39 protein-coding genes and 1 other annotated feature are annotated in these 23,883 nt (G+C 36.8%); of the genes, 34 read left to right on the top strand and 5 right to left on the bottom strand.

Annotated elements, in window-relative coordinates; all coding sequences use genetic code 11:
• Positions 1 to 4 precede the first annotated feature (4 nt).
• A complete protein-coding gene (locus ACE1TG_RS15980; RefSeq protein ID WP_375053418.1) occupies positions 5 to 559 on the top strand; it encodes an SLOG family protein in 555 nt (184 codons plus the stop codon).
• Positions 560 to 777: 218 nt separating this feature from the next.
• The gene (locus tag ACE1TG_RS15975) at positions 778 to 1,788 is read left to right on the top strand and encodes an NERD domain-containing protein (RefSeq protein WP_375053417.1); all 1,011 of its coding nucleotides are present in this window, start codon (positions 778 to 780) and stop codon (positions 1,786 to 1,788) included.
• A 251-nt stretch (positions 1,789 to 2,039) separates the two neighbouring features.
• Here ACE1TG_RS15975 and betB read toward each other — a convergent pair whose 3' ends face one another.
• On the bottom strand, positions 2,040 to 3,509 hold the full coding sequence (gene betB, locus ACE1TG_RS15970; RefSeq protein WP_375053416.1) for a betaine-aldehyde dehydrogenase: 1,470 nt from the start codon (positions 3,507 to 3,509) through the stop codon (positions 2,040 to 2,042).
• 367 nt (positions 3,510 to 3,876) lie between these two features.
• Here betB and ACE1TG_RS15965 point away from each other — a divergent pair, with 367 nt between their 5' ends.
• From ACE1TG_RS15965 to ACE1TG_RS15945, 5 genes are all read left to right on the top strand, one after another.
• Positions 3,877 to 4,509, top strand: a complete 633-nt coding sequence (locus ACE1TG_RS15965) for a YczE/YyaS/YitT family protein (protein WP_375053415.1) — start codon at positions 3,877 to 3,879, stop codon at positions 4,507 to 4,509.
• Positions 4,510 to 4,602: 93 nt separating this feature from the next.
• Positions 4,603 to 4,755: a small acid-soluble spore protein P gene (locus ACE1TG_RS15960; RefSeq protein WP_092493287.1), complete on the top strand. Its 153-nt coding sequence runs from the start codon at positions 4,603 to 4,605 to the stop codon at positions 4,753 to 4,755.
• Positions 4,756 to 4,930: 175 nt separating this feature from the next.
• A complete protein-coding gene (locus tag ACE1TG_RS15955) occupies positions 4,931 to 5,527 on the top strand; it encodes an SIMPL domain-containing protein (protein WP_375053449.1) in 597 nt (198 codons plus the stop codon).
• A 234-nt stretch (positions 5,528 to 5,761) separates the two neighbouring features.
• A complete protein-coding gene (locus ACE1TG_RS15950) occupies positions 5,762 to 5,905 on the top strand; it encodes a hypothetical protein (protein ID WP_375053414.1) in 144 nt (47 codons plus the stop codon).
• An 80-nt stretch (positions 5,906 to 5,985) separates the two neighbouring features.
• Positions 5,986 to 6,363, top strand: a complete 378-nt coding sequence (locus ACE1TG_RS15945) for a hypothetical protein (protein WP_375053413.1) — start codon at positions 5,986 to 5,988, stop codon at positions 6,361 to 6,363.
• On the opposite strand, the gene ACE1TG_RS15940 is transcribed toward ACE1TG_RS15945, so the two are convergent.
• A complete protein-coding gene (locus tag ACE1TG_RS15940; RefSeq protein WP_375053412.1) occupies positions 6,352 to 6,483 on the bottom strand; it encodes a hypothetical protein in 132 nt (43 codons plus the stop codon). The two genes, ACE1TG_RS15945 and ACE1TG_RS15940, sit on opposite strands and share 12 nt — an antisense overlap.
• 42 nt (positions 6,484 to 6,525) lie before the next feature.
• On the opposite strand from ACE1TG_RS15940, the gene ACE1TG_RS15935 reads away from it, so the two are divergent.
• The 8 genes from ACE1TG_RS15935 (at position 6,526) to ACE1TG_RS15900 (ending at position 9,609) form a co-directional block, all read left to right on the top strand.
• A complete protein-coding gene (locus ACE1TG_RS15935; protein WP_375053411.1) occupies positions 6,526 to 7,098 on the top strand; it encodes a hypothetical protein in 573 nt (190 codons plus the stop codon).
• Between the two features lie 31 nt (positions 7,099 to 7,129).
• A complete protein-coding gene (locus ACE1TG_RS15930) occupies positions 7,130 to 7,300 on the top strand; it encodes a hypothetical protein (protein ID WP_375053410.1) in 171 nt (56 codons plus the stop codon).
• 15 nt (positions 7,301 to 7,315) lie between these two features.
• Entirely contained in the window at positions 7,316 to 7,540 is a 225-nt protein-coding gene (locus tag ACE1TG_RS15925) for a hypothetical protein (RefSeq protein WP_375053409.1), read from the top strand.
• Positions 7,541 to 7,694: 154 nt separating this feature from the next.
• Positions 7,695 to 7,871 carry a hypothetical protein gene (locus tag ACE1TG_RS15920; RefSeq protein WP_375053408.1) on the top strand — a complete coding sequence of 59 codons (177 nt, stop codon included), beginning with the start codon at positions 7,695 to 7,697 and terminating at the stop codon, positions 7,869 to 7,871.
• Between the two features lies 1 nt (position 7,872).
• Positions 7,873 to 8,286, top strand: coding sequence for a diguanylate cyclase (locus ACE1TG_RS15915; RefSeq protein WP_375053407.1), 414 nt, complete (start codon positions 7,873 to 7,875; stop codon positions 8,284 to 8,286).
• Positions 8,287 to 8,317: 31 nt separating this feature from the next.
• A complete protein-coding gene (locus ACE1TG_RS15910) occupies positions 8,318 to 8,836 on the top strand; it encodes a GNAT family N-acetyltransferase (protein WP_375053406.1) in 519 nt (172 codons plus the stop codon).
• 1 nt (position 8,837) lies between these two features.
• Positions 8,838 to 9,203 (top strand): VOC family protein, encoded by a 366-nt coding sequence (locus ACE1TG_RS15905; protein ID WP_375053405.1) that lies wholly within the window; start codon positions 8,838 to 8,840, stop codon positions 9,201 to 9,203.
• A 1-nt stretch (position 9,204) separates the two neighbouring features.
• A complete protein-coding gene (locus ACE1TG_RS15900; RefSeq protein WP_375053404.1) occupies positions 9,205 to 9,609 on the top strand; it encodes a VOC family protein in 405 nt (134 codons plus the stop codon).
• Positions 9,610 to 9,649: 40 nt separating this feature from the next.
• On the opposite strand, the gene ACE1TG_RS15895 is transcribed toward ACE1TG_RS15900, so the two are convergent.
• A complete protein-coding gene (locus ACE1TG_RS15895; protein WP_375053403.1) occupies positions 9,650 to 10,501 on the bottom strand; it encodes an aminoglycoside phosphotransferase family protein in 852 nt (283 codons plus the stop codon).
• A 95-nt stretch (positions 10,502 to 10,596) separates the two neighbouring features.
• Here ACE1TG_RS15895 and ACE1TG_RS15890 point away from each other — a divergent pair, with 95 nt between their 5' ends.
• The 6 genes from ACE1TG_RS15890 to ACE1TG_RS15865 all read left to right on the top strand — a co-directional run bounded on the left by ACE1TG_RS15890 (position 10,597) and on the right by ACE1TG_RS15865 (position 13,799).
• On the top strand, positions 10,597 to 11,055 hold the full coding sequence (locus tag ACE1TG_RS15890; RefSeq protein ID WP_375053402.1) for a GNAT family N-acetyltransferase: 459 nt from the start codon (positions 10,597 to 10,599) through the stop codon (positions 11,053 to 11,055).
• A 12-nt stretch (positions 11,056 to 11,067) separates the two neighbouring features.
• Positions 11,068 to 11,250, top strand: coding sequence for a hypothetical protein (locus ACE1TG_RS15885; protein WP_375053401.1), 183 nt, complete (start codon positions 11,068 to 11,070; stop codon positions 11,248 to 11,250).
• A gap of 3 nt (positions 11,251 to 11,253) precedes the next feature.
• Entirely contained in the window at positions 11,254 to 11,712 is a 459-nt protein-coding gene (locus tag ACE1TG_RS15880) for an NUDIX hydrolase (protein WP_375053400.1), read from the top strand.
• A 128-nt stretch (positions 11,713 to 11,840) separates the two neighbouring features.
• A complete protein-coding gene (locus tag ACE1TG_RS15875; protein WP_375053399.1) occupies positions 11,841 to 12,329 on the top strand; it encodes an NUDIX hydrolase in 489 nt (162 codons plus the stop codon).
• A 51-nt stretch (positions 12,330 to 12,380) separates the two neighbouring features.
• Positions 12,381 to 12,701, top strand: coding sequence for a hypothetical protein (locus ACE1TG_RS15870; RefSeq protein ID WP_375053398.1), 321 nt, complete (start codon positions 12,381 to 12,383; stop codon positions 12,699 to 12,701).
• A gap of 309 nt (positions 12,702 to 13,010) precedes the next feature.
• Positions 13,011 to 13,799: a helix-turn-helix transcriptional regulator gene (locus ACE1TG_RS15865; protein ID WP_375053397.1), complete on the top strand. Its 789-nt coding sequence runs from the start codon at positions 13,011 to 13,013 to the stop codon at positions 13,797 to 13,799.
• Here ACE1TG_RS15865 and ACE1TG_RS15860 read toward each other — a convergent pair.
• Together ACE1TG_RS15860 and ACE1TG_RS15855 are read right to left on the bottom strand one after the other, a co-directional pair.
• Positions 13,734 to 14,969: an MFS transporter gene (locus ACE1TG_RS15860; protein WP_375053396.1), complete on the bottom strand. Its 1,236-nt coding sequence runs from the start codon at positions 14,967 to 14,969 to the stop codon at positions 13,734 to 13,736. The genes ACE1TG_RS15865 and ACE1TG_RS15860 overlap by 66 nt on opposite strands.
• Positions 14,970 to 15,219: 250 nt before the next feature.
• Positions 15,220 to 15,630, bottom strand: coding sequence for a DUF6376 family protein (locus tag ACE1TG_RS15855; RefSeq protein WP_375053395.1), 411 nt, complete (start codon positions 15,628 to 15,630; stop codon positions 15,220 to 15,222).
• 72 nt (positions 15,631 to 15,702) lie between these two features.
• Between ACE1TG_RS15855 and fosM the strand changes: the two genes are divergently transcribed.
• The 13 genes from fosM (at position 15,703) to ACE1TG_RS15790 (ending at position 23,825) form a co-directional block, all read left to right on the top strand.
• Positions 15,703 to 16,122, top strand: a complete 420-nt coding sequence (fosM, locus tag ACE1TG_RS15850; protein ID WP_375053448.1) for a FosM family fosfomycin resistance protein — start codon at positions 15,703 to 15,705, stop codon at positions 16,120 to 16,122.
• A gap of 23 nt (positions 16,123 to 16,145) precedes the next feature.
• Positions 16,146 to 16,619, top strand: a complete 474-nt coding sequence (locus ACE1TG_RS15845; protein ID WP_375053394.1) for a GNAT family N-acetyltransferase — start codon at positions 16,146 to 16,148, stop codon at positions 16,617 to 16,619.
• Positions 16,620 to 16,667: 48 nt separating this feature from the next.
• Complete coding sequence (locus ACE1TG_RS15840; RefSeq protein WP_375053393.1) at positions 16,668 to 17,126, top strand: GNAT family N-acetyltransferase; 459 nt, start codon at positions 16,668 to 16,670, stop codon at positions 17,124 to 17,126.
• 73 nt (positions 17,127 to 17,199) lie between these two features.
• Positions 17,200 to 17,452, top strand: a binding site (T-box leader).
• Positions 17,453 to 17,591: 139 nt separating this feature from the next.
• Positions 17,592 to 18,809, top strand: a complete 1,218-nt coding sequence (locus ACE1TG_RS15835; protein ID WP_375053392.1) for an MFS transporter — start codon at positions 17,592 to 17,594, stop codon at positions 18,807 to 18,809.
• 84 nt (positions 18,810 to 18,893) lie between these two features.
• The gene (locus ACE1TG_RS15830) at positions 18,894 to 19,511 is read left to right on the top strand and encodes an NUDIX hydrolase (RefSeq protein ID WP_375053391.1); all 618 of its coding nucleotides are present in this window, start codon (positions 18,894 to 18,896) and stop codon (positions 19,509 to 19,511) included.
• A 59-nt stretch (positions 19,512 to 19,570) separates the two neighbouring features.
• Positions 19,571 to 19,834 (top strand): hypothetical protein, encoded by a 264-nt coding sequence (locus tag ACE1TG_RS15825; protein ID WP_375053390.1) that lies wholly within the window; start codon positions 19,571 to 19,573, stop codon positions 19,832 to 19,834.
• Positions 19,835 to 19,886: 52 nt separating this feature from the next.
• Positions 19,887 to 20,294, top strand: coding sequence for a hypothetical protein (locus tag ACE1TG_RS15820; RefSeq protein WP_375053389.1), 408 nt, complete (start codon positions 19,887 to 19,889; stop codon positions 20,292 to 20,294).
• Positions 20,295 to 20,314: 20 nt separating this feature from the next.
• On the top strand, positions 20,315 to 21,025 hold the full coding sequence (locus tag ACE1TG_RS15815; protein WP_375053388.1) for an alpha/beta fold hydrolase: 711 nt from the start codon (positions 20,315 to 20,317) through the stop codon (positions 21,023 to 21,025).
• Positions 21,026 to 21,233: 208 nt separating this feature from the next.
• Entirely contained in the window at positions 21,234 to 22,082 is an 849-nt protein-coding gene (locus tag ACE1TG_RS15810; RefSeq protein WP_375053387.1) for a metallophosphoesterase, read from the top strand.
• Between the two features lie 39 nt (positions 22,083 to 22,121).
• Positions 22,122 to 22,535 carry a hypothetical protein gene (locus tag ACE1TG_RS15805; RefSeq protein ID WP_375053386.1) on the top strand — a complete coding sequence of 138 codons (414 nt, stop codon included), beginning with the start codon at positions 22,122 to 22,124 and terminating at the stop codon, positions 22,533 to 22,535.
• Between the two features lie 57 nt (positions 22,536 to 22,592).
• Entirely contained in the window at positions 22,593 to 22,754 is a 162-nt protein-coding gene (locus ACE1TG_RS15800; RefSeq protein ID WP_375053385.1) for a hypothetical protein, read from the top strand.
• Positions 22,755 to 22,778: 24 nt separating this feature from the next.
• Positions 22,779 to 23,288 (top strand): GNAT family N-acetyltransferase, encoded by a 510-nt coding sequence (locus ACE1TG_RS15795; RefSeq protein WP_375053384.1) that lies wholly within the window; start codon positions 22,779 to 22,781, stop codon positions 23,286 to 23,288.
• An 18-nt stretch (positions 23,289 to 23,306) separates the two neighbouring features.
• Positions 23,307 to 23,825, top strand: a complete 519-nt coding sequence (locus ACE1TG_RS15790) for a shikimate kinase (RefSeq protein WP_375053383.1) — start codon at positions 23,307 to 23,309, stop codon at positions 23,823 to 23,825.
• The last annotated feature ends 58 nt before the right edge of the window (positions 23,826 to 23,883 follow it).

The raw sequence follows: 23,883 nt of genomic DNA, 5'->3' as shown, positions 1-23,883 counted from the left end.
ACCAATGAAGGTATTAGCAGTTACAGGATACAAACCGATGGAATTGAATATATTTAAGCCGGATGACCAGCGTGTTTCTTTTGTTAAAGCAGCAATCGAAAAGCGACTAATTGGCTTTATTGAAGAAGGGCTTGAGTGGGTAATTATTTCTGGTCAAATGGGAGTCGAATTATGGGCTGGTGAAGTGGTTCTCGATTTAAAAGAACGGTATAATATTAAACTCGCAATCATTCCCCCTTTTGAGAATCAGGAAAGTCGCTGGCCAGAGCCAATCCAGCAAGTCTATCAAGAGTTAACAATGACTGCCGACTTTTATCAGCCCCTATATAAAGGGGACTATAAAGGCGCATTTCAATTCAAAGCGAAGAATAAATGGCTGGTGGACAAAAGTGATGCATGCCTCATCCTATTAGATGATGAATATCCGGGCAGCAATCGGTTTTTTCATGAAGAAGCAAGTCAGAGCGGAGAAGAATACCCGATTTTTGTAATCACCCCAAGCGACCTCGAGGATATCGTAGAAGAATTGCGCATGACTGACTCGGATTATTGGGAGTGACAGAGTAGAATTAGTGATAAAAGTGCTAAATCCCGAAGTTCACATAGTTTCCGCTGAAGTTCACAGGAAAAGTGCCGAAGTTCACAAGTAGGTTGCTCGAAGTTCACAATTAAAACGCCGAAGTTCATATATATTTATTAAAAAAGAAGGACTTTTCACGAATAAAGTCGAATATAGAACATTGCAATTAAAAACTAAATAAGAAAGGCAGTGTCTCATTGTTTGTAAAACCCTTTGAAGTCCCCAAACATATCCTTCAAGCAGAAGCATTAGATACAAGGACACCAGTAGATCATATCCAAAAAGAAACAATAAACAAAAAGGCTAGGAATCTCCGCACAGGATATAACGGCGAAAAATCAATGGAATTTTTTCTAAGCTTTTTGCCAGAAGACGAGTTTATCATCTTTCATTACCTTAGAATCCCCGACAAGCAAGGTCACTTCCAAATAGATATCCTTCTTCTATCCCTTAAATTTTTTCTCATTGTTGAAGTGAAAAATATATATGATAATATGCACTTCGATGGAATGGGTCAAGCATATCGCAATAATAACGATGAGATAGAAGTTTTCACTAATCCTGTAGATCAGGTCAATTTACAGCATAGGAGATTTCTTGACTACCTCCGCAAATATGACTTACCTCCGATACCCATTGAAAAAATTGTAGTTTACAGCCGCGACGATACCTTTCTGAAAAATATTACCAATAATAAGACCATTAATGAAATTGTGATGCATAAAGAAAAAGTACTTCCTAGAATTGAGGAGTTTTCCGAAATGTACCAGACTCCTAGCTTTTCCGAAGATCAGTTGATAGAAATTACGTTTAAGTTATTAGAGGAACATGAACCTGAGGAATACAATGGTATGAAAAAATTCGATGTTACGCCTAAAGATTTTGTGAAAGGTGTTTTTTGCCCGAAATGTGGTGCAGTTCCTATGCTCTGGAGGGGTGGGAAATGGCGGTGTACTGATTGTGGCTGCACGTCACGGAATGCCCACCGGTCAGTGTTGGCAGATTTTGCATTGTTAGTGGGTGATTATATAAATAATCGTCAGGCACGAGAGTTTTTACAGGTTGGGTCTGAGTACTCAGTTAAACGAATATTACAACAGGAGCATTTTGATCAAATTGGTGAAAAAAGTGGGAGAAAGTACAGGTTAGACGCTGAAAAACTACTAAATCCCGAAGTTCACAAGAAAAGCGCCGAAGTTCACAACTAATTCGCTGTAGTTCACAAATAGGTTGCTCGAAGTTCACAACTAATTCGCCGTAATTCACACTTATCGCTCGCTTAACAGCTCACCGCACAATCAAAAATGCAACTTGGCGTCACGCCAAGTTGCATTCTCATCAATATTATACTGTTTTTTCTACTTGTCCGAAGCAACGTTTGTAAATCGATAGGTCACCTAGATTACTGACAGTTTGTGGATCTGTTATTACTTCTTTAGATAGACGTTCTAGTATAACCTTAGAACCAGTTCATAGACTCCGGTTTTAAGTTGTGGAAAATGTGCTTGGTTTCCTGATATTCATCAAGGCCTGGTTTGCCTAGCTCGCGGCCAATTCCGGATTGTTTAAATCCACCCCATGGTGCGTGTGGGAAGTATAAGTTGAATTCGTTAATCCAAACTGTTCCCATGCGCATTTTAGCAACAGCGCGTTCAGCCTTAGCGATGTCTTTTGTCCAAACACCACCGGCAAGCCCGTAAATAGAATCATTTGCCAGGTTAATAGCTTCTTTTTCTGTAGTGAATTTTTCCACTGTGATGACAGGACCGAATCCTTCTTCTTGTACGACACTCATATCTGTTGTACAGTCAGTTATAACCGTTGGCAGATAGAAGAAACCGTCCTGCAGCTTAGGATCTTCAGGGCGTTCGCCGCCAACTGCAATAGTTGCGCCTTCTTTTTTTCCTTTTTCTACATAATTAATTACTTTATTTAAATGTTCTTCTGAAATGAGTGGTCCCATTTGTGTTGTTTCGTCAAAGCCATTGCCTAGTGTAATGTTTTTTACGCGATCAACTAGGGCACTAACGAATTCATCGTGAATGCTTTCTTCAATAATCAATCGTGTTCCTGCTGAGCAAATTTGACCTGCATGGAAAAATACGGCATTCATTGCCTGATCGACAGCTGTTTCAAAATCAGCATCGGCAAAAACGACATTTGGGTTTTTACCGCCAAGCTCAAGCGCGATCTTTTTCACGTTTACGCTTGCCGCTTGCATTATTTTTTTCCCGGTTTCAATTCCGCCTGTAAACGAAATCAAATCAACGTCAGTGTTGGCCGATAACTCAGCACCTACCGTGTTTCCAGCTCCAAGTACCAAGTTTGCTACACCGCTAGGGACGCCAGCTTCTTCTATTAATTCAAACACTTTTATGGAAGTAAGTGGTGTAATCTCACTAGGCTTCATGATCAGTGTATTGCCTGCTGCCAATGCTGGAGCGAGTTTCCAAGATGCCTGTAATAGTGGATAATTCCATGGTGTAATTTGTCCGCATACACCAACAGGTTCCCGGACTACTTTACTCACTGAATTTGGAATAGGGGAGTCAATAATTTCTCCTCCATCTTTATCAGCGGCCTCGGCATAATAGCGGAATACACCAGCAATATCATCCATATCACCGCGGCTTTCTTCCATTGTTTTACCAGTATCAAGTGACTCCAGTTCTGCTAATTCCTCTCTGTCACGTGCAATAAAATCGGCAATCTTGTATACGATTTGTCCGCGTTCAGTTGCTGGTGTCGACGACCAAACACCTTGATCAAAAGCTTTTCTTGCAGCAGTGATAGCAGCTTTTGCATCTGTTTCATCACTCTCTGTTACTTGTGCAATAACTTCTTGATTAAATGGATTAATAATATTTCTAACTTTATTTGAGTTGGAATGTACCCATTTCCCATCAATAAATTGTTTTTTAATGGTCAAAGTAGCCCCTCCTTATATATTTTGTTAAGTTTATTAAGAAAAAATTTAACATTTCTAACAAAATAAATGTATCATGCACATATTTTTTTGTCAAAAAGAAGAAATTATACATTATATTCAGAACTACCAATACAGACTAAATCGTAAATTCATTTTTTATTAAAATTTGATATATGTAAACAGAAAAGCCAAGTTTGAAGCTGGCTTCCTTTTTGGCATTTCGTCCTGAAATAAGTTGCTATCAAGCCTTACAAGCAAAATAATTCAGCTGAAAAAAGCGGATAGAATATGTTACACTTTGAGTCTGGGATTGGGACTGTCACTTCTCATATCTTGTCGGTTAATTTTTAATAAAGGAGTGATTATCATGCGGTTAATCCGTTCTGGAGTTCATTTTTACCTAATGGGCATTATTATTTTAACACTTGGAATAGCACTTACAATCCAATCAGCATTAGGAGCATCGCCGTTTGATGCACTTCTTGTAGGATTACACAGGACATTCGGATTAACAATTGGAAGCTGGGAAATCGTAGTCGGCTTATCAATGGTACTTTGTAATGCAATAGCGGAGAAAAAAAGACCGGAGTATTTTGCCATCGTAACATCACTTGCCACAGGTATTGGGATTGACACCTGGTTATTTTTATTGGGAGATTGGATTGTTCCAGTTACATGGATCGGCCAGTCAATTACTTTAGGAATTGGCATTATTTTAATTGGATTGGGAGTTGCGTTCTATTTGCAATCTGACATTGCTCCAAATCCAATGGATCGTTCCATGTTGATTGTTTCAAATCTGACCGGCTGGAAAGTTACGTATTCACGGGTATTAATAAGCGTGGGTCTCGTTATATTAGCATTCTTCTTTAATGGTGCGATTGGAATTGGAACACTGGTTAACGCACTTATATCAGGCGTACTCATCAGTTTCTTCTTACCATATGTGAAGGGACTGAAATTTCACGGACGGAGGCATGGGAAAAATATTGCTTCCTAAAGTGTAAATTAGCTTGTTGTAAAAAGGCTAAATTGTATAAATTGCAATTCCTCTTCAAAAACTATCCATGTACATGTAAAGGAGGAATTGAAAATGGGTGGAAAACCAAAAGGTCCAAAACAGCAGGAGCAGCCAAATTTGCCCAAGAGTCCAAAGCAGCCTTACGGAGAACCGTTAGAAGGATCGCATAAAGTAAAACAAAAAAATCATTCACGGCAAAAGCATAATCCTCATCATGACATGTAGATTTTCTAGGTCAATAACACCTTAAATCAGGCACTGGTTTAAGGTGTTATTTTTTACTGCATAAGCGCAACTATATCTTTATTTTTCTAACCTTTGGTACATGTAAATCGAATAATCAGCATATTATCTAAAGAGATTACTTGTGAAGGGCGGAATGTATATGTACCATCGAGTGATGACTGTTACTGGAATATCAAATTTGTCTGTCGAGCCGAATGTCATTGAGGTTCAATTGGAAGTGGTCACTGAGGGTATGTCGTTAAGTCAGGTGCAACAGGAGAACGCCGACACCATGAATCAAGTTATTCAGGCATTATTACAGTTAGGGATAGCGAGGGAAAATATCCAGACAACTGCTTACACTATTAACCCGAAGTATGATTATGTTGATGGCACTCAAGTCTTCAGAGGGTACGAGGTGACGAATGCAATAACAGTAAAAATCAAGGACATCGACCAGGCTGGAAATGTCATTGATGTTGCTGTGCAAAATGGTATCAACAGAGTTTCAAATATACAGTTTACAGTTGAAAATAAGGATGTATATTACAAGCAAGCGCTTAGTTCCGCGTTAAAGGATGCATACGCAAAAGCACAAACACTTGCTAACACAATGCAAATTGGCATAGCACCTTATCCAATCAAAATTATTGAAAAAATAAGCGAAGCGCCAATTACCTATAAAGCTTATGCCACAATGGAAGCTTCTACACCAATCGAACCGGGGCAGATAGTTATTGGTGCGACAGTTGAGGCTCAATTTCATTACTAGTGCAGAGTAGCTGGCGGGCTATTTTTTATGGCAAATTTGCGGAATCGATAAAGTTTGACATCGTATCGATAAACATCGACATCCAACCGATAAATCAGGAGGTAAAATCGATAAACATCGACAGCAAATCGATAAAGTTCACAGTTTCGTCACATCTATCGGCCCAAATCAAGCAGGAATCCCCGGCAAAATAGCGAATAAATATTAAAACTAAATAATAAAGGAAGTGCTCCATTGATTGTTAAACCACTCGATGTCCCCGTATTAATGATGCAAACCGAAGCACTCAGCTGGCGCCTCGCAGAACATCATTTTAAGAGTAAAGAAGTAAACAAACATGCAAAAAAACTCCGAGCAGGCTATAATGGCGAAAAATAGCCGTTTCTGAAACAGTCATTCATAAAGAAAGCCTGCTCACAAAAATAGACGGTTATGCTTCCACACATAATAAAGTGTGTTTGGGCGAACAGCAACTTCAATTTCTTTCCTCATTCCTTATTAAAGCACACACAACAAATAAGGTAGATATCTTAAAAAAATATCAGGTTGAGTACGCGGATATTCTGCGTGGTGTTTTTTGTCCTGGCTGTAGTTCTCTGCCAATGACTCACAAAAAAGCTAAATGGATTTGCCATCATTGTGGAGCTACGTCCAAGAATGCTCACTTGGAAGTGTTACGGCACTACAGTTTGCTGATAGGTAACACAATAAATAATCGACAGGCACGAGATTTTTTGCAGGTTGATGGTATTCAAATCGCACATAGATTACTAGTGAAAGAACAATTCAAACAGATTGGAAATACTAGCGGTAGAAGGTATATATTAAGCTATTAAATCAAAATAGATAAACATCGACTTAGAATCGTTAAAATCGCCACCAAGTAGATAAACATCGACAACTAATCGATAAAGACCGTCATTTCGGAACTGGCAGCCAAAAATAAGAGTCCACATACGATCAATTTATGTTAAAATCTACCATAAGGGGAGGATTTCATGACGGCTGAGGCTATAAAGGATATGAGAAAGAAGCAATTTATTCTTGTAAACGCAATTATACTAATCGGTATGACAGTTTATGTAGCTATCATAAATTATACAGGATTGAATATGTCCTACATTTTATTTACGCTTGGTGCTTTCCTGATCGTGCAGTCTTTTTTTAATATTTTAAAAAAGGATTTAACGAAGTCTTGGGTGCCAATTATTGAGCAGGTTAATAAGTATGAGAAAGAGATTATGGGCAAGGAGTGGAAAAAGCAGAACAAAACCGCGTATGTAATCAATATTTTCGTGGGCGCCATGATTATGACTCAGGCCTACTTCATGTACGACATTAGCAGTCAGCACCCCATAAGCATTTGGTTCTTTGTTATTCTTATCATTTTTTTATTGCTTACTATTAATATTACAATGCTCATACACACATCCAAAGTTGACAACGCGAAAAACACATCTGATTTTAAGGGCTACACATGGAAATTTAACCTAATTGGATTTGTGTTTGGATTGGTTCTAGCTGTTGTTATTTTTATACTTGTGATTTCGTTTGTTTTATCAAGGATTTAAACCGGGACGAAAATTTGTCATTGGAATCGCCATGAAAGATGTTATCACTGGTGTTACACTAATGCTTGTTATTTCACTAGGTGTTGCTTACATGTTTATAAATGCGAGTGCCCAGAAATTTAATAAGGGAATTGAAATTGAAATGGTGCAGGAAACAAATACCAAATCACTGTTTAAAAATAAGAAATCCGGCAGTCTTTAGTAGGAGGGTGAATTTGTGCACTGGATTGTATTGTTGAATATTTTAATGATACTGATTGAGTCGTTTAATGCTATTAGTACAAACAAAAAATCAGCATTAAGGTATATGCATGCTATGTTCGCTCTTATGTTTTTAACTTTTTCCATTGCAGCATTTATGAGTAATATGTGGATTGGTGTCTTTGCTGTTTTATTTGGGTTTGTTGGCATTTTTATCAGATCTGAAAAGAAAGAAGCATAAATTAAAACTTAAAAATGTACTGAGGAGAACCATCAACTTATATATAGTTTGATGGTTTTTTCTATTATACTAGAGAGGGAAGGATGGTTTACTTTCCAATCACGTGAATTGTGGGAATTTTGTGTTATGATAAAATTTACAAGGAGGAATGATGATGGGAATAATTATGTCAATAATACTTTATGCGCTAACACTTTACATAGCATACCTTGTCATTACTGTAGCGGTCAGGCACGGTATCGATAGTTCAGAAGTTGGTAAAGCTCTGAAAGAAAAACACGGAATACAGGAAGAAGAATTTTATCCGAAGAATGACCTGGATAAGGATTAGCATGACTTATAAAGCTAAAACACAATATATATCAGGAACTGTTCTGTTTTTGATGGCTCTTACTTTTACCGCATTCAATACTTATTATTTGTTCTTCTTACTAGTTATATTTTTATTGATTTTTATGAGCTTTGAATTAACGATCGATGACGAAAAAATAACATATAAAACGTATATCTTCGCTGTACCTATTTATAAAAAAGAGGTAGCTCCTGTACGAATTACTGAACTAAAATTAAAGCGTGTTAGCTGGGCAAAGAAATGTGCGGTTATAAAAGTGATCAAAGGTTTGAATATAAGGATAATCAACTTTCACCCTGAGACTATTTATCAGGATTTATTTCGTTATGCTAAGAACAATGATGTTAAAGTAATCAAAACCAAGGATTATAAGATCTTGGAGAAAATGCGATAATCAGAAACCACGAACAGGAGGCTATAATTCTATGAAAATAAGAAAGGCGACCCAACAGGATGCACCACATATAGCAAAGGTACATGTTGATAGCTGGCGTTCTACATACAGAAATATCGTTCCTGATACTTATTTGGAAAAGTTGGATTATGACCATCGCACCAAGTTATGGGAACGAAACATGACTAGTAACAGTGTTTTTGTAGCGGAAAATAACGATGGCGAAATTGTTGGGTTTTCAACAGGTGGTAAGGAGAGAGAAGGGAAATACGAAGGCTATGACGGGGAACTTTATGCAATATATATAATTGAGGAACACCAGGGCAAAGGTATTGGCAAATTGCTTGTCCAGCCAGTTGCAGAAGAACTGCTGCAAGCGGGTATGAACACCATGCTGGTATGGGTTTTGGAGGACAATGGTGCAAAATGTTTTTATGAAGCCTTGTGTGGCGAAAAACTGGGACATGCAGAATTAGAAATTGATGGAGAAAAACTAAAAGAAACAGCATACGGATGGCGTGAGCTTAGCCGACTTGTGAAAGAGGGATAAAATGAATTTCAAGGAATTTGGTACGATATTATTTGTTGAGCAATACGAAGCATGCATCAATTTTTATAAAAATGTACTGCAACTAAAGGTAAACTTTGAAAAAGAGAACTTAGTATCATTTCATGTTTCTAATGGTTATCTTATGGTCGAAAGAGGCGGATTCAGTTCGAAAGGTGAAAAAAACAGAAAGCAAAATCCGGTTGTACTGCGTTTTGACGTGAACGATGTGGACGAAGCAGTTTCGACATTGGAAATGCGTGGAGTTGTATTCTTAAATCAGCGTCTTGAATTTGACTGGGGAATTATTGCAGTATTCCTGGACCCAGATGGAAACAGGATAGAATTGGGACAAATAAAGGAGCGATAGGATGGAGTTCAATGATTTTTCAGCGGTACAAATAAGAGTTGCAAGGCCAACAGACAAATTTGAGGAAGTAATCGATTTTTATGAGAAAGGTCTTGGGTTGGAACGATTAACCGACTTTGCGAATCCAGACGGATATACAGGCGTTATATTAGGATTGCCAAATGCAGGTTACCACCTTGAATTCACTAAACATGCTGATGGCAGTCCTTGTCCTGCACCAACAGAAGATAATCTGCTAGTCTTCTATATTCCGGAGAAAAGTAAAATCGATTATGTAGCGAACCGATTACATGGTATGGGTTATCCTAGTGTCCCGCCTGAAAATGATTATTGGGAGGAAAAAGGAGTAACGATTGAAGACCCGGACGGTTGGCGAATTGTTTTAATGAATACGAACGGTATTTAGACTATGCGTTTTAGAGCGAGGGGGCTTTCTATCAGGTCCCTCATAAATTACATAGTTTTAAAAATCTCGATAATGCACTGTTCCATTTAACCATTTGGTCATCATGAACCGAATGTAAAAGTTCATGAAAAACAGGCTGCAATCCATAGAAACTTTCTACTCTTTCAAAGATAGATTCTTTTGATTCAATACCCTCGTAGAAAGACAATACCTTTTTCGTAAATTCAGGCCCAAATTCCCAGTAGAAACCCGCAAAGTCAAAAGCTGGATCGCTGATTTGTGCATCGGTAAAATCGATTATTCCTGTAACTTCACCCTTATTGCAGATGATATTCGAAGCCGAAAGATCACCATGAATTACAGTCGTTGGATATGTAAGGGTAGGAAATGTATCTAGAAACCTGGTGAATAATTTTGTAATTGTTTGCTGCAGGAATCCATTTATGTTTGGATAAACTTTCTCCCTTACAGATATAAATAAGCCGTTCCAGTAATCATATGTATGGAGGGTGCTTAACTTCGGATGATTCACTCTGTGCAGCTTGGTTAAAAAATCACCAAGAAGCATTGCGTTTCTATCATTCATCAGCTTTTGCTCTAATGGCTTCCCCTTAATGTATTCATAATAAACACATCTTAGTTTATTATTTTCCTCATATAACATTGTGTAATCTGGAATTGTCAGGAAGGGTTTATGTTTATTTATTTTTTTCAAAAGCAAGGCTTCCGACATGACTTTATTAGCAACTTTGTCACTCTTGGGAAAACGAAAAACAGTATCTTCGTTTACAATTATGATATCGTTATCCCATCCATGTGTATTGCGCCTATAATGATGGATTTTCAATTTTGGTAGTGCTTTTCTAAAAAAGTAAATCAATTCTTGTTCCATTATCAGTCTCTCCCTTTTAGTTTAATTTTAGCATAATTAGAGGAATTCAATGGTGGAAATCGAAATATATAAAGGATAAGGAATAGGTGATCATCATGGAAATTCAAAAATTAAAATCTAATGAAACGGCACCAATGAATTTACTTCTTTTAGCGGATCCATCTGAAGATCTTATCCAGGAGTATCTAAATCAGGGTCAGTGTTATGTAGCAAAAATTGATAATAGATTGGTAGGAGTATATATACTTCTACCAATCAATTCGAACATAATAGAAATTAAAAATATTGCGGTTGAAGAGAGTGAACAAGGGAAAGGTGTCGGCAAAAAATTAGTAACACATGCTATTGCGAACGCACGACTGCAAGGGTTTACCCAAATTGAAGTTGGAACCGGTAACTCGAGTATAAATCAATTGGCACTTTATCAGAAATGCGGGTTTAGAATTAGTGGAATTGAAAAGGATTTTTTTATAAAAAATTATGAGGAAGAAATATTCGAGAATGGGATTAGATGTACTGATATGATCTGTTTAGGGATTAGCTTGAAGAAATAGGAGGATTTTAGGATGCCGTTTTATGTTCAAAGCGCTATTGTCTTAGGAATTTTGTTCTTTATTTTTATCTTTACTGAGAGTTTCAATCTAATAGGTATACTTCCAATTTTTGAATGGGTTACCAGATATATTTTACCTTGGATTGCACTGTACTGGTTTATTGAGTTTGTGAAAAATAAAAGGGTGAAAACGTAAATAATGGATTATGTTAAAGAGTTAAGAGAATTAGTTGGGCACAGACCACTAATATTGCCAGGGGCAGTCGTATTAATTTTAAATGACAAAAATGAATTATTACTGCAGCACAGATCAGATGGTGGCTGGGGATTGCCAGGCGGCCTTATGGAATTGGGAGAAAGCATGGAGGAAACTGCACGAAGAGAGGTCAAAGAAGAGACCAATTTGACTATTGGGAGTCTAAAGCTACTAGGTATTTTTTCTGGTGAAGAATACTATTTAAAAGTTGCTAATGGCGATGAATTTTACTCCGTAACTGCAGTTTATACAACGGATGAGGTTCAAGGTGATATTAAAATAGATAGAACGGAATCTGTAGATGTTCAGTTTTTTCAACTAAACCATCTTCCAAACGATTTACTTGATATTTACCGAAATTTCATAAACCCTTATATGGAAATTTTAAATGCGAGTAACTAGCAGGATGAAATAGAATAAGGTTTGCAACAGGTATCCGAACAAATGATGATAATTATACAAATAATAGCTTGCTTTGGGAATGTTGTGGCATTAATGAGTATGAAGAAGAATGAGAAGGAGACAAAGGAATGCTTAACTATACAATTTGCTTCATAAAAAAAGGAGACGAAATTCTTTTGCTGAATAGAGAGTCTCCTGCCTGGATGGGAATGTGGAATGGGGTAGGTGGAAAGGTAGAAGATAATGAAACTGCCCTTGATTGCATCCTGCGCGAGATAAACGAAGAAACAGGTATAAATGAACCAAAAAATATTATGTACAAAGGTAATGTATGTTGGGAAGCGGATGGCAAGGACCTTGGTGGTATGTATGTGTTCATTGCAGAGCTTCCAGAATCATATAATTATACAACACCGAAGAGCACTGACGAAGGGATATTGGATTGGAAAAAACTTTCATGGGTACTGCATGATGAAAATTTTGGTGTAATCGAAAACATAAAATATTTTTTGCCGAAAATGCTTGATGAGCAGAATACATATAGTTATCGATTTGTATATAAAGATACGGAAATCATTGATGTCATATCGGAACCATTGGAGCAATCTGTAACATAGTATGGAAATGTCTTCTTTGTGTTCGATAAAAATAAATAAGGAGCGATTACAATGTTTACGTTCATCTTCTATGGATTTGTACTGATCACATTGATAGCAGTCGTTTTGGCTATTAAAGGCGACCCTAAAATGTATTGGGTTGCTGCCTTATGCACTTATATTTTCAGTTTTTTGGGTGGCTTTTCAATTGGCCAGCTAACAGTCGGATTGACGTTCGTATTCATCGTTTTGGCTTTGGCTCATTCATTTAACTTGGTAAAAAGTGGACTTCACTATGTTGCATTTCTAATCCTTGGATCTGTATTCGGCGGGATAATGGTAGTCTATGTTGATGATGTGTGGCTGTTTTTTCCGTTCAGTATATTAAGTTAACCAACAAACTTGTTTGATTTCCTCTATTAAAAGGAATACTACCTGTGAATGATAACTTAATGGAGGAATTGAAAATGGGAAAACTTATAAGAAGATTGATTAAATATGGACCAATTATTTATCCTATGGTTAGAAAATTTATGAACAAGCGTAAAAATAAAAGCTATAGTCGTTAAAATCGACAGGGCTGTCTACCAGTGAGGCAGCTTTTTTAATGAAAGTTAACCCTTATGTTATTCTGTAATTTAGAGAATATAGTTTGAATATGGTTCCAATAATCATATTTATTGTACGTAAGGGGGTTACGAGATGATATTAGAACACGATAAAGGCTTGCTTCTCATGCGTCACGATAGTTTGGGGGAGCGTAATTGGAGAAGTGATGAATGCTATAAGCTGATTTTTTCACCATATGGAAAAGGACTGTACCAAACAAGTCAGCGTGATATATCAATAGATGCTGGTAATTCTTTAATTTTAAACCCAGGCCAGCAGCATAAACAACTTCATGTCACCGAAGAGAAGTTCCTTGTGGAGATGGAGCAATCCTTATTACAAGAAGTCGCGGAACAGCTAGGTTTTAAACTAACTGATCCGGAATTCGCATTGATACCTTCTATAAACCCGCAAATTACTAACTGGATATCCTTTATTCGTGAATACATAACCGTTTCATCCAATGAATTATTTATCGAAAACAGTCTAACCCAACTTGCCATACTTATGTTGCAAAATGGTCCTGGTTCACACTCTAATGATTTATCGGTAGTGTCTGGTGAACTAGAGAATGTAACCAACGCTTTAAAGGAGAGCTATGATGAGAACTGGACACTTGCTGAAATGGCCAAGCTGTCTGGGATAAATAAATATCAGTTTGCACATATGTTTAAAAACCAAACAGGCTTATCGCCATATTCGTGGCTCCAATTGTACCGTCTGATAAAGAGTCAGCAATTCCTTATTCAAACGGGAGAATCGATTCTGTCGATTTCTTTAAAAGTCGGCTTCAAAAATATCTCTTCTTACAATAATCTATTTAAGAAAGTTTATGGGAGAACGCCAACTGAGTTTCGTATGTTTTATCGTAATAATAAGTAGGACTGCACTGCTTACTATTAAAATTATTATGCCACTTCCAATCATAAGCCATTGAATCGGAATAAAGGATACAAGCATCCCATAAAACAGGAGTGAGATGGTGTTTGCCAGGTAAAGCAGAAATGCATTAGAACTGAATGCACGCCCAAGTTTATTTTCAGGAACAAGTGACTGAATCAGGTATACTCTGGCAAGACTGGAAATCGGCAACCCAATGCCCACGAGGATTGCACCGACAAAGAAATGTTCAATCTGATAAAATACACCGTAGTATGTGATGCCAGCTCCCCAGACAACTGCTCCTGTCAAATAGACTTTCATCGTCATTTTTTTAATGAAGTATGGAATTGTAATGTTTGTTAAGATAACAGCCCCGCCAAATACTCCTTGGAGAATAGCGTACAATTCCTCACTTTTACCACTCATTTCTGATAGTGCAAGCAACAGTCCAACTTCCCATACCCACGTGTTAAAGAATACGATTAGAAACGTAATAGTAAATAGTTGTCTAATCGTGATGTTTCGTTTAGCCCAAGCAAAGAATTCCGCTATAGCAAGGAAAACACCTTTGACAGACTTGTTTACTTCTTGTTTAATTTCCGTGAAATGTACGTGAAGCAGGCAAATGACACTGACTAAATAGGTTAGTGCATCGATAACGAAAAAATAAATAGTACCATATGATAACAGCCAAACCGAAATGACTGGGCTTAGAACTGTAACACCACGCCCCAGAGTATCATTTAAACTGTTCGTTAGCGAGCGTTCCTCGGGCTCAGTGATAATTGGTAAAATAGCCCGGTGTGTTGGATTGAAAAAGCAACCGATTGTTTGAATGGCAAAGCTAACAATGAGCAAGTAATAATAGTCCAACAGATTGACATGATGTAATAGAAAAATTGAAAAGATAAGTGGGATACGTAACAGGTCAAGTGTAATTAATAGCTTTTTCCTCGGCAGCCAATCAGCAATCACCCCTCCAATTAAGCCAAATAAAAGATATGGTGCTGTTTCTGCGATTGCCATTGCCGTAGTATAAATGGTTGATTCAGTAATCTCATACGCGAGAAAGAGAAACGCCATACCGGATAACACATCACCCAAACGGGATACCCCGCCACCAATTAGATAGTACCGAATATTTTTGCTTTGCAGCAGTTCTATATACATGTTTTTCACCTCTACTAGTACTTTATCAACAGCAGAGGAACACGTCTTATTACATATTGCTAAAAAAACAAACAATATTCTACTATAATTATCGTTTCCAAAAGCAAAAAAGAGGCATCAATTTTTTAAAAATTAATGCCACTTTTTATGGCTGGTATTCGATAGTACTATAAAGAAACACACTTAATGTAGGAAATTGTGAACCAAGTAATATCAGTCGTCTAATAAAAACCAGAATGCTAAAAGCCCGTTATAATCCCAAATCCTCAATTTGATTCTTAAGCTTTGTGATATTATCAATGGTCTTATAAACGTCGGATTGCTTCAGTTGTTCGATTTTGACTTCGCCGTCCTTTAAAATCTTGTTTGTAGCATCAAGCAGCACTTGGCTCTTGCTTTCCAATTCTTTATGAATATCTTCGGCCATTGATGGAGGTTCTATTTCCATAAAGTCCTTAATCGTACCCTTTAGTGATTCCAATCTGGACTTAAGTTCTGGACCTTCAAGATTAGGGGCTTCTTCTGCAAAAGTGCTAAGCTCATTTATATACTCGGTTGTTTCCGTTGCATAGTTTAACGAATCATTTGCTTCCTGTAGAAAAGAACATCCGCTAAGTATTAAGGCTGTTACCATGATTAGCGAAATAATTAATTTTTTCATATAACTCTCCTTTCAATTATACTGCTAATAACATAACATGGAATATATGTTATGTCTTGTTATTGGAGTTGGATACTAATGAAAATAAATCATCTACTGTTTTCTGTTTCAGAATTGAATCGGTCCATAAAATTTTACGAGGAGGTTTTCAACGCGAAATTAATAGTGAAAGGGAAAAATACAGCCTACTTTGATCTGGATGGATTATGGCTGGCATTGAATGTTGAAGCAGATATCCCGCGAAACGAAATACATGAATCCTATACACATATGGCATTTTCGATTGAAGAAAATGAATTCGATGAAATGTATGCAAAGCTAGAGCGGCTTAACGTAACTATTTTATCGGGCCGTCCAAGAGACGATCGGGACAAGAAGTCTATTTATTTTACAGACCCAGATGGGCACAAGTTCGAATTTCATACAGGAACTTTACAGGATAGAATCGATTATTATAGACAGGAAAAATCGCACATGGAGTTTTTTGATTAGAGCAGAGGGAAAGAGGTTACAACATGCAATTATTTATAAAAAATATGAACGAAGAACGGGCTGTCGAAGCACTTAATTGGAGATATGCCAAACCGTATGATCTTTATAACAATGAGTTGACGAATGACTCTTTAAAGGAATTCCTGGGAGGATCATACCACGCAATAGTTGATCAGAATAACGAATTATTCGGTTATTTTTGTATAGGTGAGTCAGCTCAAGTACCGCCCGGCAGAAAATTTGGCGCATATAATGAAGATATGCTGGATGTAGGGTTTGGGATGAAGCCCAGTTTTACTGGACAAGGGTATGGCTTTGAATTTTGCTCATTCATTTTTTCATACATTCAGGAAAACAATAATGATTCACCTCATCGATTAACTGTAGCAACATTTAACAAACGAGCTATTCATCTTTATGAAAAATTAGGATTTGTAAAACGAACAGAATTTGACACTGATACCACAAGCTTTATAACGATGGTGAAGGAAGCTTAATTGAGGTCAAGCCTATTGCTAGACAACTATCATTAAAGGTGATGCATTATGAAAACAATTGCCGAAGTAAATTTTACAAAAGTTACCGAACAACAACAGACTGCAGCCAAAGACATAATTCTAGAAGGCTTCAAGGAACACTTTGGTTTTATAGATCACACATTGAATCCTGATCTGAACAGCATATATAGACACTATAACAAGAACGGAAATGCCTTTTATGTAGGAGAAATCGAGGACTGGGTTATTTGCACTGGGGCCATAACAAAAGAAAGCGAGTCGACAGCAAGAATTGAACGAATGTCCGTAAAAAAAGAATATCGACGACAAGGCATCGCCCGAAAAATGCTGTTCCATCTCGAAAGGCAAGCAAGGATAATGGGCTATACAAAAATAGTAATGGAAACCAATAAGGAATGGTCAAGCGCTATTAATTTATATAAAACGAACGGATATACTGCGTTTAGACGAGATAGTCAACGGATTCATATGCTGAAGAAATTATGAAGTTAACACAATCAATAAAAAATAGCTTTACAATATACTCTAATTTTGATAATCTATCTTTTAACTAAATCGGAAAAACGCGTTGATGAGAAGAGTAGACATGTTTCATTTTTTAAAGAGAGCTCCAGTCGCTGAAAAGGAGCAGGAATGACCATGTTGAAGCAAGGCTCTGAGTATCACATTGGAACCAGAAGGGGATAGTGTGACAGGTGCTCCTGTTATAGGGCTAGGGTATACGTATGTTCATACCGTACCTGATAAGTTTGATATGGTGACATATTGATAAACTGGGGTGGCACCGCGATGCGCGTTAACTCGTCCTCAAGATTAATTTCTTGAGGGCGAGTTTTTTTATTTGGCAGTTAAGAAAGTATAAATCCTTTCTTACTGCACAAGGCAACTAAGGCTTATCTATATTAAGGACTGGCGATAAGCTAAGTTTTCTAAGCGAAGGAGTGAGGACTGATGAAATTGGAGAAATGGAAATATACCACAATCCTACTATTCGGTATAGGTGTATCCAATATAGGAGACTGGATTTTCTTAATTGCATTAAATTTAATAGTCCTGGATATGACAGGATCCCCATTAGCTGTGGCTGCACTATATATTCTGAAACCAGTGGCAACAATCTGCACAAATAGCTGGTCTGGCAGTTTAATAGACCGTCTTAACAAAAGAAACCTGATGATATTTTTGGATATCTTTCGGGCCTTGGTTATCGCCGTACTACCTGCATTTTCAACGATTTGGCTCATTTATATTTGTGTGTTTTTTATCAATATGGCTAGCTCCATATTTGAGCCAACATCGATGACATATATAACAAAATTGATTCCAATCGAACAGCGAAAACAGTTCAATTCGCTGCGGAGCCTGATTGATTCAGGAGGTTTCCTCATTGGTCCAGCGATAGCCGGTCTGTTGTTTATTATTGGAACTCCCGACTTCGCCATTATTATCAATGCAATCGCGTTGTTTTTGTCAGGTGGCATCACGTTGCTCATGCCTAACCTTGAAAAGAATAGAATGTTTCATCAGGAGAAATTTTCTTTAGAAGCACTTAAAAAAGACTGGTTTGCTGTGTTGCACTTCAGTCGTCGGAATGTCTCGGTGATGATTATTTACTTTCTGTTTAGCAGCATGATAGTGATGGCTACGGCGATAGATTCACTCGAGGCAGCATTTGCGAAAGAGGTACTGGGTTTAACGAATGGAAAATACGGATTTCTTGTGAGTATTGCCGGCGCAGGAATTGTTGTGGGAGCAATAACAAATGCCGTTTCTGTAAAGAAAATTTCAGTACCGTTGTTAATGGGAGCAGGATCATTGTTTGTTTCCATTGGCTATATTATCTATGCGTTCTCCGGTGGCTTTTTTATAGCAGCTGTAGGATTCTTTATCCTGTCCTTTTCACTGGCATTCGCCAATACAGGATTCTACACATTTTATCAAGACAATATTCCAGTCAAAGTCATGGGCAGAATTGGCAGTGTTTATGGGCTTGCCGAGGCAATATTAATTATTGTGATGACTTCAGTGATGGGTATTGCAGCACAATTGATCTCGATTCAGGTGGTTGTGATTGCTGGGGCAATTATTATGTTGGTGGTGACAGGACTTTTGTTTATGTATAATTTAAAACAAAATAATCAAGACAGTTCCCTATATAATAGCTATTAAGTTTACAAGGTATTCTGATAATTTGTGTTAAACTAGATGTAAAGATTCATGACAATTAGATATACTTGCGGGAAGGTGTTCAAAATGAGTTATAAATGGTTAGAATGGGCTAAAAAAATTCAATCAATCTCTCAATCAGGGCTATCGTTTTCAAATGATATGTACGATATTGAAAGGTATGAAGAGCTACAAAGAATTAGTACTGAGATAATGGAGCAATATACTGATTTGGAAATGGAAAAAATAGCGGGGTTGTTCACAAATGAAACAGGTTATCAAACCCCTAAAGCAGATGTACGAGGAGCTGTTTTTAATGACGATAAAATCTTAATGGTGCGGGAAAAAATTGATGATAAATGGTCATTACCAGGAGGCTTTTGTGATATTGGATTATCACCTTCTGAAAATATTGTGAAAGAGGTTAAAGAGGAGTCAGGTTATAATGTCATCGCCAAAAAATTAGCTGCACTGTTGGATATGAATAAACATTCTCACCCACCTCAACCTTATCATTATTACAAAATATTTATTCAATGCGAATTAATCGGAGGACAAGCAGAAACTGGAATCGAAACAAAAGATGTACAATTTTTTTCTGAAAACAATCTCCCTAAACTTTCAACTGGGAGAAATACAGAAAACCAGATAAAAATGCTTTTTGATTTTTTAAGAAATCCTAGTAAATTATCAATAGTTGATTAATTTTCTGTAATAACTTAGAGAGGAAAATTTAAGGTTTCCTAAAAGGGGGAGGTAATCAATTGGCTCCGGTTATCTTAACTGTAATTATTTTGATTGTTCTTGTTTTTTCCATATATATTGTTGTTCAAAAAAGAAAAAAAGCCGGTGTTACAGGGATGAAAAGCGCTTTAACCCCAATATGTTTATACCTTGTTGCAATAACAAACATTTTGGCCTACTGGTTTAACGTTATAGGAGTATTAAGCTGGTCTATTGGCGTTTCCCTGTTGCTTTTAGGTGCTTATTTTACAAGATATTTACCGATGCCTGAAAAGCGATTCTGAAATAGGGTTTGCCAAAGAAGAATAGAGTCAACAGCAGTGGAGGTTAATTGTAGTGAAATTTGAAGATCTGGTAATTGAAAAAGGGTATGATATTTCATTTGAAGGTATTCTGGAACCAAGAACAAAAGGAGTAAGGTTGAGGATACTTGTAAATAAAAGTGAGGATTTAACTGACTTACTTATACATCCAGATCCTAACAGCGAAGTGACAACCCTACAGATCGACTTTCCAAATTATGTTACATATTCCGTGATTTACGATGATTTTACCATCTGGAACGATGATGAAGGATATAAAGGTGAGGCATTTCGAATCTATGAAAAATCTAGTTATTTTGATTTTATAAGAAGGAAATCGACGTTGCCAGACAAAAATTTAAAACATTTTTCATTGGCTTGTATTGAACATAAAGTAGATATAATTTCCGAGTATGAACTAATCATTTCTAAAATAAATTAAATAGAAAAGTGGGGATGGATATGATATTACATACTGACGTTTTTGGGGATGGAAAGCCTATTGTATTTCTTCATACGGGTTTGCAGACAGGACTAATAGATTTTGAGTACCAGAAAGAATATTTTAAGGATAAATATAAAATCATTCTTCCTGATTTGAGGGGCCATGGCAAATCAATTGAAAACGACTTTTCCAATTTTTTCGATGATTCAGCTTCAGATGTTTCTGAGACTCTCAACGATTTGGGTGAGGAATCTGCACATATTGTGGGTTGCTCATTAGGTGGTTTAGTTGGTTTATTCTTTGCAAAAAAATATCCGAATAAGGTGAGGAGTTTGACCATTTCTGGTGTTCTGGCGGAAAAACCAGATAACTGGCTCGAAATGCATAAACAAGATGTAGAACATCAGGCTCAATTATTATTAGATGACGATACGGTAAATTACTTTGATAATCTGCATAGTTCTGATTGGAAGCAGTTTTTGTATATGGCTAAGGATGAAGATTGGTATCCATTTCAGCAGACAAAAGATTTGAATGGTATTGAATCACCCGTTCTGTATATGGTTGGTGAAGGAAATAAGGGTGAAACAAACAGTGCTATATTATACCAAATGATGAAAGAAGATGTTCATGTATCTATAATTCCGTTTGCATCGCACCTAGTTCATTCCGAACAGCCAGAATTTTATACAAAGATATTAGAAATGTTCCTGCACGACACGGATTAGAATATCGAACATGGCATGAGGTGACCATATGGAAATGATGCTGATGGATACAGAATATATATGGCTGTGAAAAAGTAAAAGACGCACTATGATTGGCACCCCGGATGGTCGTTAAAGAGGATTTTTCGCTTAAGTCATTCCAAGGGCAAATGAATTGTGATAAAATTCAGTTAGATTGTAGTCTAACTCGATAGGCAGGGTATTTAAATTGAAATTTTTCACGAAAAAGAAGTTACTACTCATACTGGCAATAATTGTTTTCGCAATTGCGCTCTCCTATCATCAAAATAATGTTTTAACGACAACGAAATTAGATGTTCATTCTAGTGAACTGCCAGAAAGCTTTGATGGTTATAGGATTGTTCATCTGTCTGACTTACACAGTAAATGTTTTGGAGAAAATCAAAAGAGATTAGTAGAACGTGTTAAAAATGAAAATCCTGATTTAATAGTATTTACCGGAGATATAGTCGATCAAAAAGACATTAATAAAAAACCGGGTATTACATTAATGGAAAATATGACTGCAATTACACCTGTATATTTCGTAACTGGAAATCATGAATGGTGGTCAGAGGAATATAGTTCCCTAGAGAATGACTTAGAAGCTGCGGGAGTCAATGTGCTTCGGAATTCAAGCGAACTAATTCAGGTGAATGGTAGTAGTATTGCAATTTTGGGTATTGATGACCCTGCAAGAGCTGAAAATCCCTATTCCGAGAAAGGTATCGTAAGTGAAACGATCAACAGCCTTAAGATGCGTGCTGATTTCTCAATTCTTTTATCACATCGGCCAGAAATGTTTTCCGTTTACCAGGATCATAACATAGATCTTACCTTTTCCGGTCATGCACATGGTGGTCAGTTTAGGTTGCCGTTTATTGGCGGATTAATTGCTCCTGATCAAGGTTTGTTTCCAAATTATACAGCAGGCAAGTATGTTGAAAACGGCTCTACGATGATTGTTAGCAGAGGGCTTGGTAATAGTATAATTCCCCAAAGAATCTTTAACCGTCCGGAAATTGTAAGTGTTACGCTTCATGCAAATGGTCAATAGTTCGGAGATAAATAGTCTTTAAGATGAGGAGCGGGAGCCTTGAAAGTAATCATCTACATAGCCCTTTGCCTCTTGTTAGGCATTATGGCAGCCCTTGCCTTAACGAATACCTTTCCATTCAATTCTGGTGGTATAGGCAACCCCACCGCAAAGGATATTTTAAAAGGTAACCCTGATGCGGATATCCTTAAGTTAGATGGGTTAATCTATTCGAATGTCTCGGATAGAGAATGGCTAGATGATAATCGTTATACTAAGGGTGAAAAAATTGGTGAAATCAAAAAGCAGACTACAGCTACTTGGTGGTTTAGGAACTTTTTTGCAACCAAACTTCCAAAAGGCACCAAAATTTTTATGTCAAATGGTAAGGAGTATGGTGAGTACCCCCCTTCATTAGTAATAGTAGAAATAAATAATGAAGAATTAGTATATCAAGCAATGGTAGAGGGGTAGTTTCAGTAAAAGTTATGGGGTGATAGAGTGCTTTCAAATGTCCTATGGGGAATATTCTTGGTTATATTTATTTTTTTCATGATTTTTCTCGACAAACGTAAAAAGAAAAGACGTCGTAATAATCCGCATCGTGAAAAGACAAAACAGGAAAAAGAAACGGAAATTGCAGTTGAAAAAGAAAGAGGGAGACGCCCATTCGGTGGTGGAGGGGCTATGTAACTAAAAATCGTCTAAGGAGAACTTATGGATATTAGATTATTAGATGCATCAGATGCAAAAAAGTATTGGGATTTAAGATTAGAAGCATTAGAACAAAATCCAGAGGCGTTTGCTACAAGCTATGAAGAGGCAATACTCAGAGAAAATCCAGTCGAAGGTGTAGCAAAAAACCTATCAAAAGAGGGAAGCTTTACATTTGGAGCATTCCATAATAATGAACTAATTGGTGTGGTTACATTACTTCAGGAAACGCCGTTAAAACTAAAACATAAAGCAAACATATTAGCAATGTATGTGAGCCCCAGAATGCGCGGATTAGGTGTTGGTAATGAAATTTTATTAGAAGCAATCAACCAGGCAAAATCAATGAAAACAATAGAAAATCTTAATTTAACGGTTGTAACATCGAACGAAAGTGCAAAGAGGCTATATAGTAAACTAGGCTTCAAAGTCTTCGGCACGGAAAAACGCGCACTCATTATCAATGATAATTATTATGATGAAGAGTATCGGGTATTGTACCTAAAACAATAAAAGCAGGTGCAAAAAAATATGGAAACCAAAAACCTCTCTAATAAAATACACATTATAGGCTCAGTTGGAAGTGGAAAGACGACATTAGCCAAAAAATTAGCAGCTAAATTAGAAGTTCCTTTTTACGAATTGGATAATGTTGTATGGAAAAGACACAAAGCTGGAGATATAATACGATCTGAAAAAGAAAGAGAAGAATATTTAAATACTCTAGTCAATTCGGATGCTTGGATAATTGAAGGTGTTCATAACGAAGAGTGGGTATCGAAAAGTTTTCAAAATGCAGACATGATTATTTTTTTAGATACAAGTTATGCGACCAGGAGTTATCGAATTATGAAGCGGTTTATCTTACAAAAACTTGGCTTAGAAACATCAAATTATACGCCAACGCTTAAAATATTTTTCAAAATGTTTAAATGGAACAGACGATTTGAAGAAAACGGAAAGCCCAACTTCTTTGAAAAGTATGGAATGTATTGTAATAAGACAATTGTTGTTACAAATAAAAAACAGCTCGAAGATATATTTTTATAGGAGGAAGTGGTAATGGGCTTTATAATAGCAGTTTTAGCTATTCTTTCATCAGCAGGTT

Origin of the sequence: Virgibacillus sp. JSM 102003 (assembly GCF_041949995.1) — a bacterium.
Taxonomy (GTDB): Bacteria; Bacillota; Bacilli; order Bacillales; family Amphibacillaceae; genus Lentibacillus.
The sequence above is the reverse complement of the archived record's forward strand: the minus strand, read 5'-3'. Positions and strand labels throughout refer to the sequence as shown.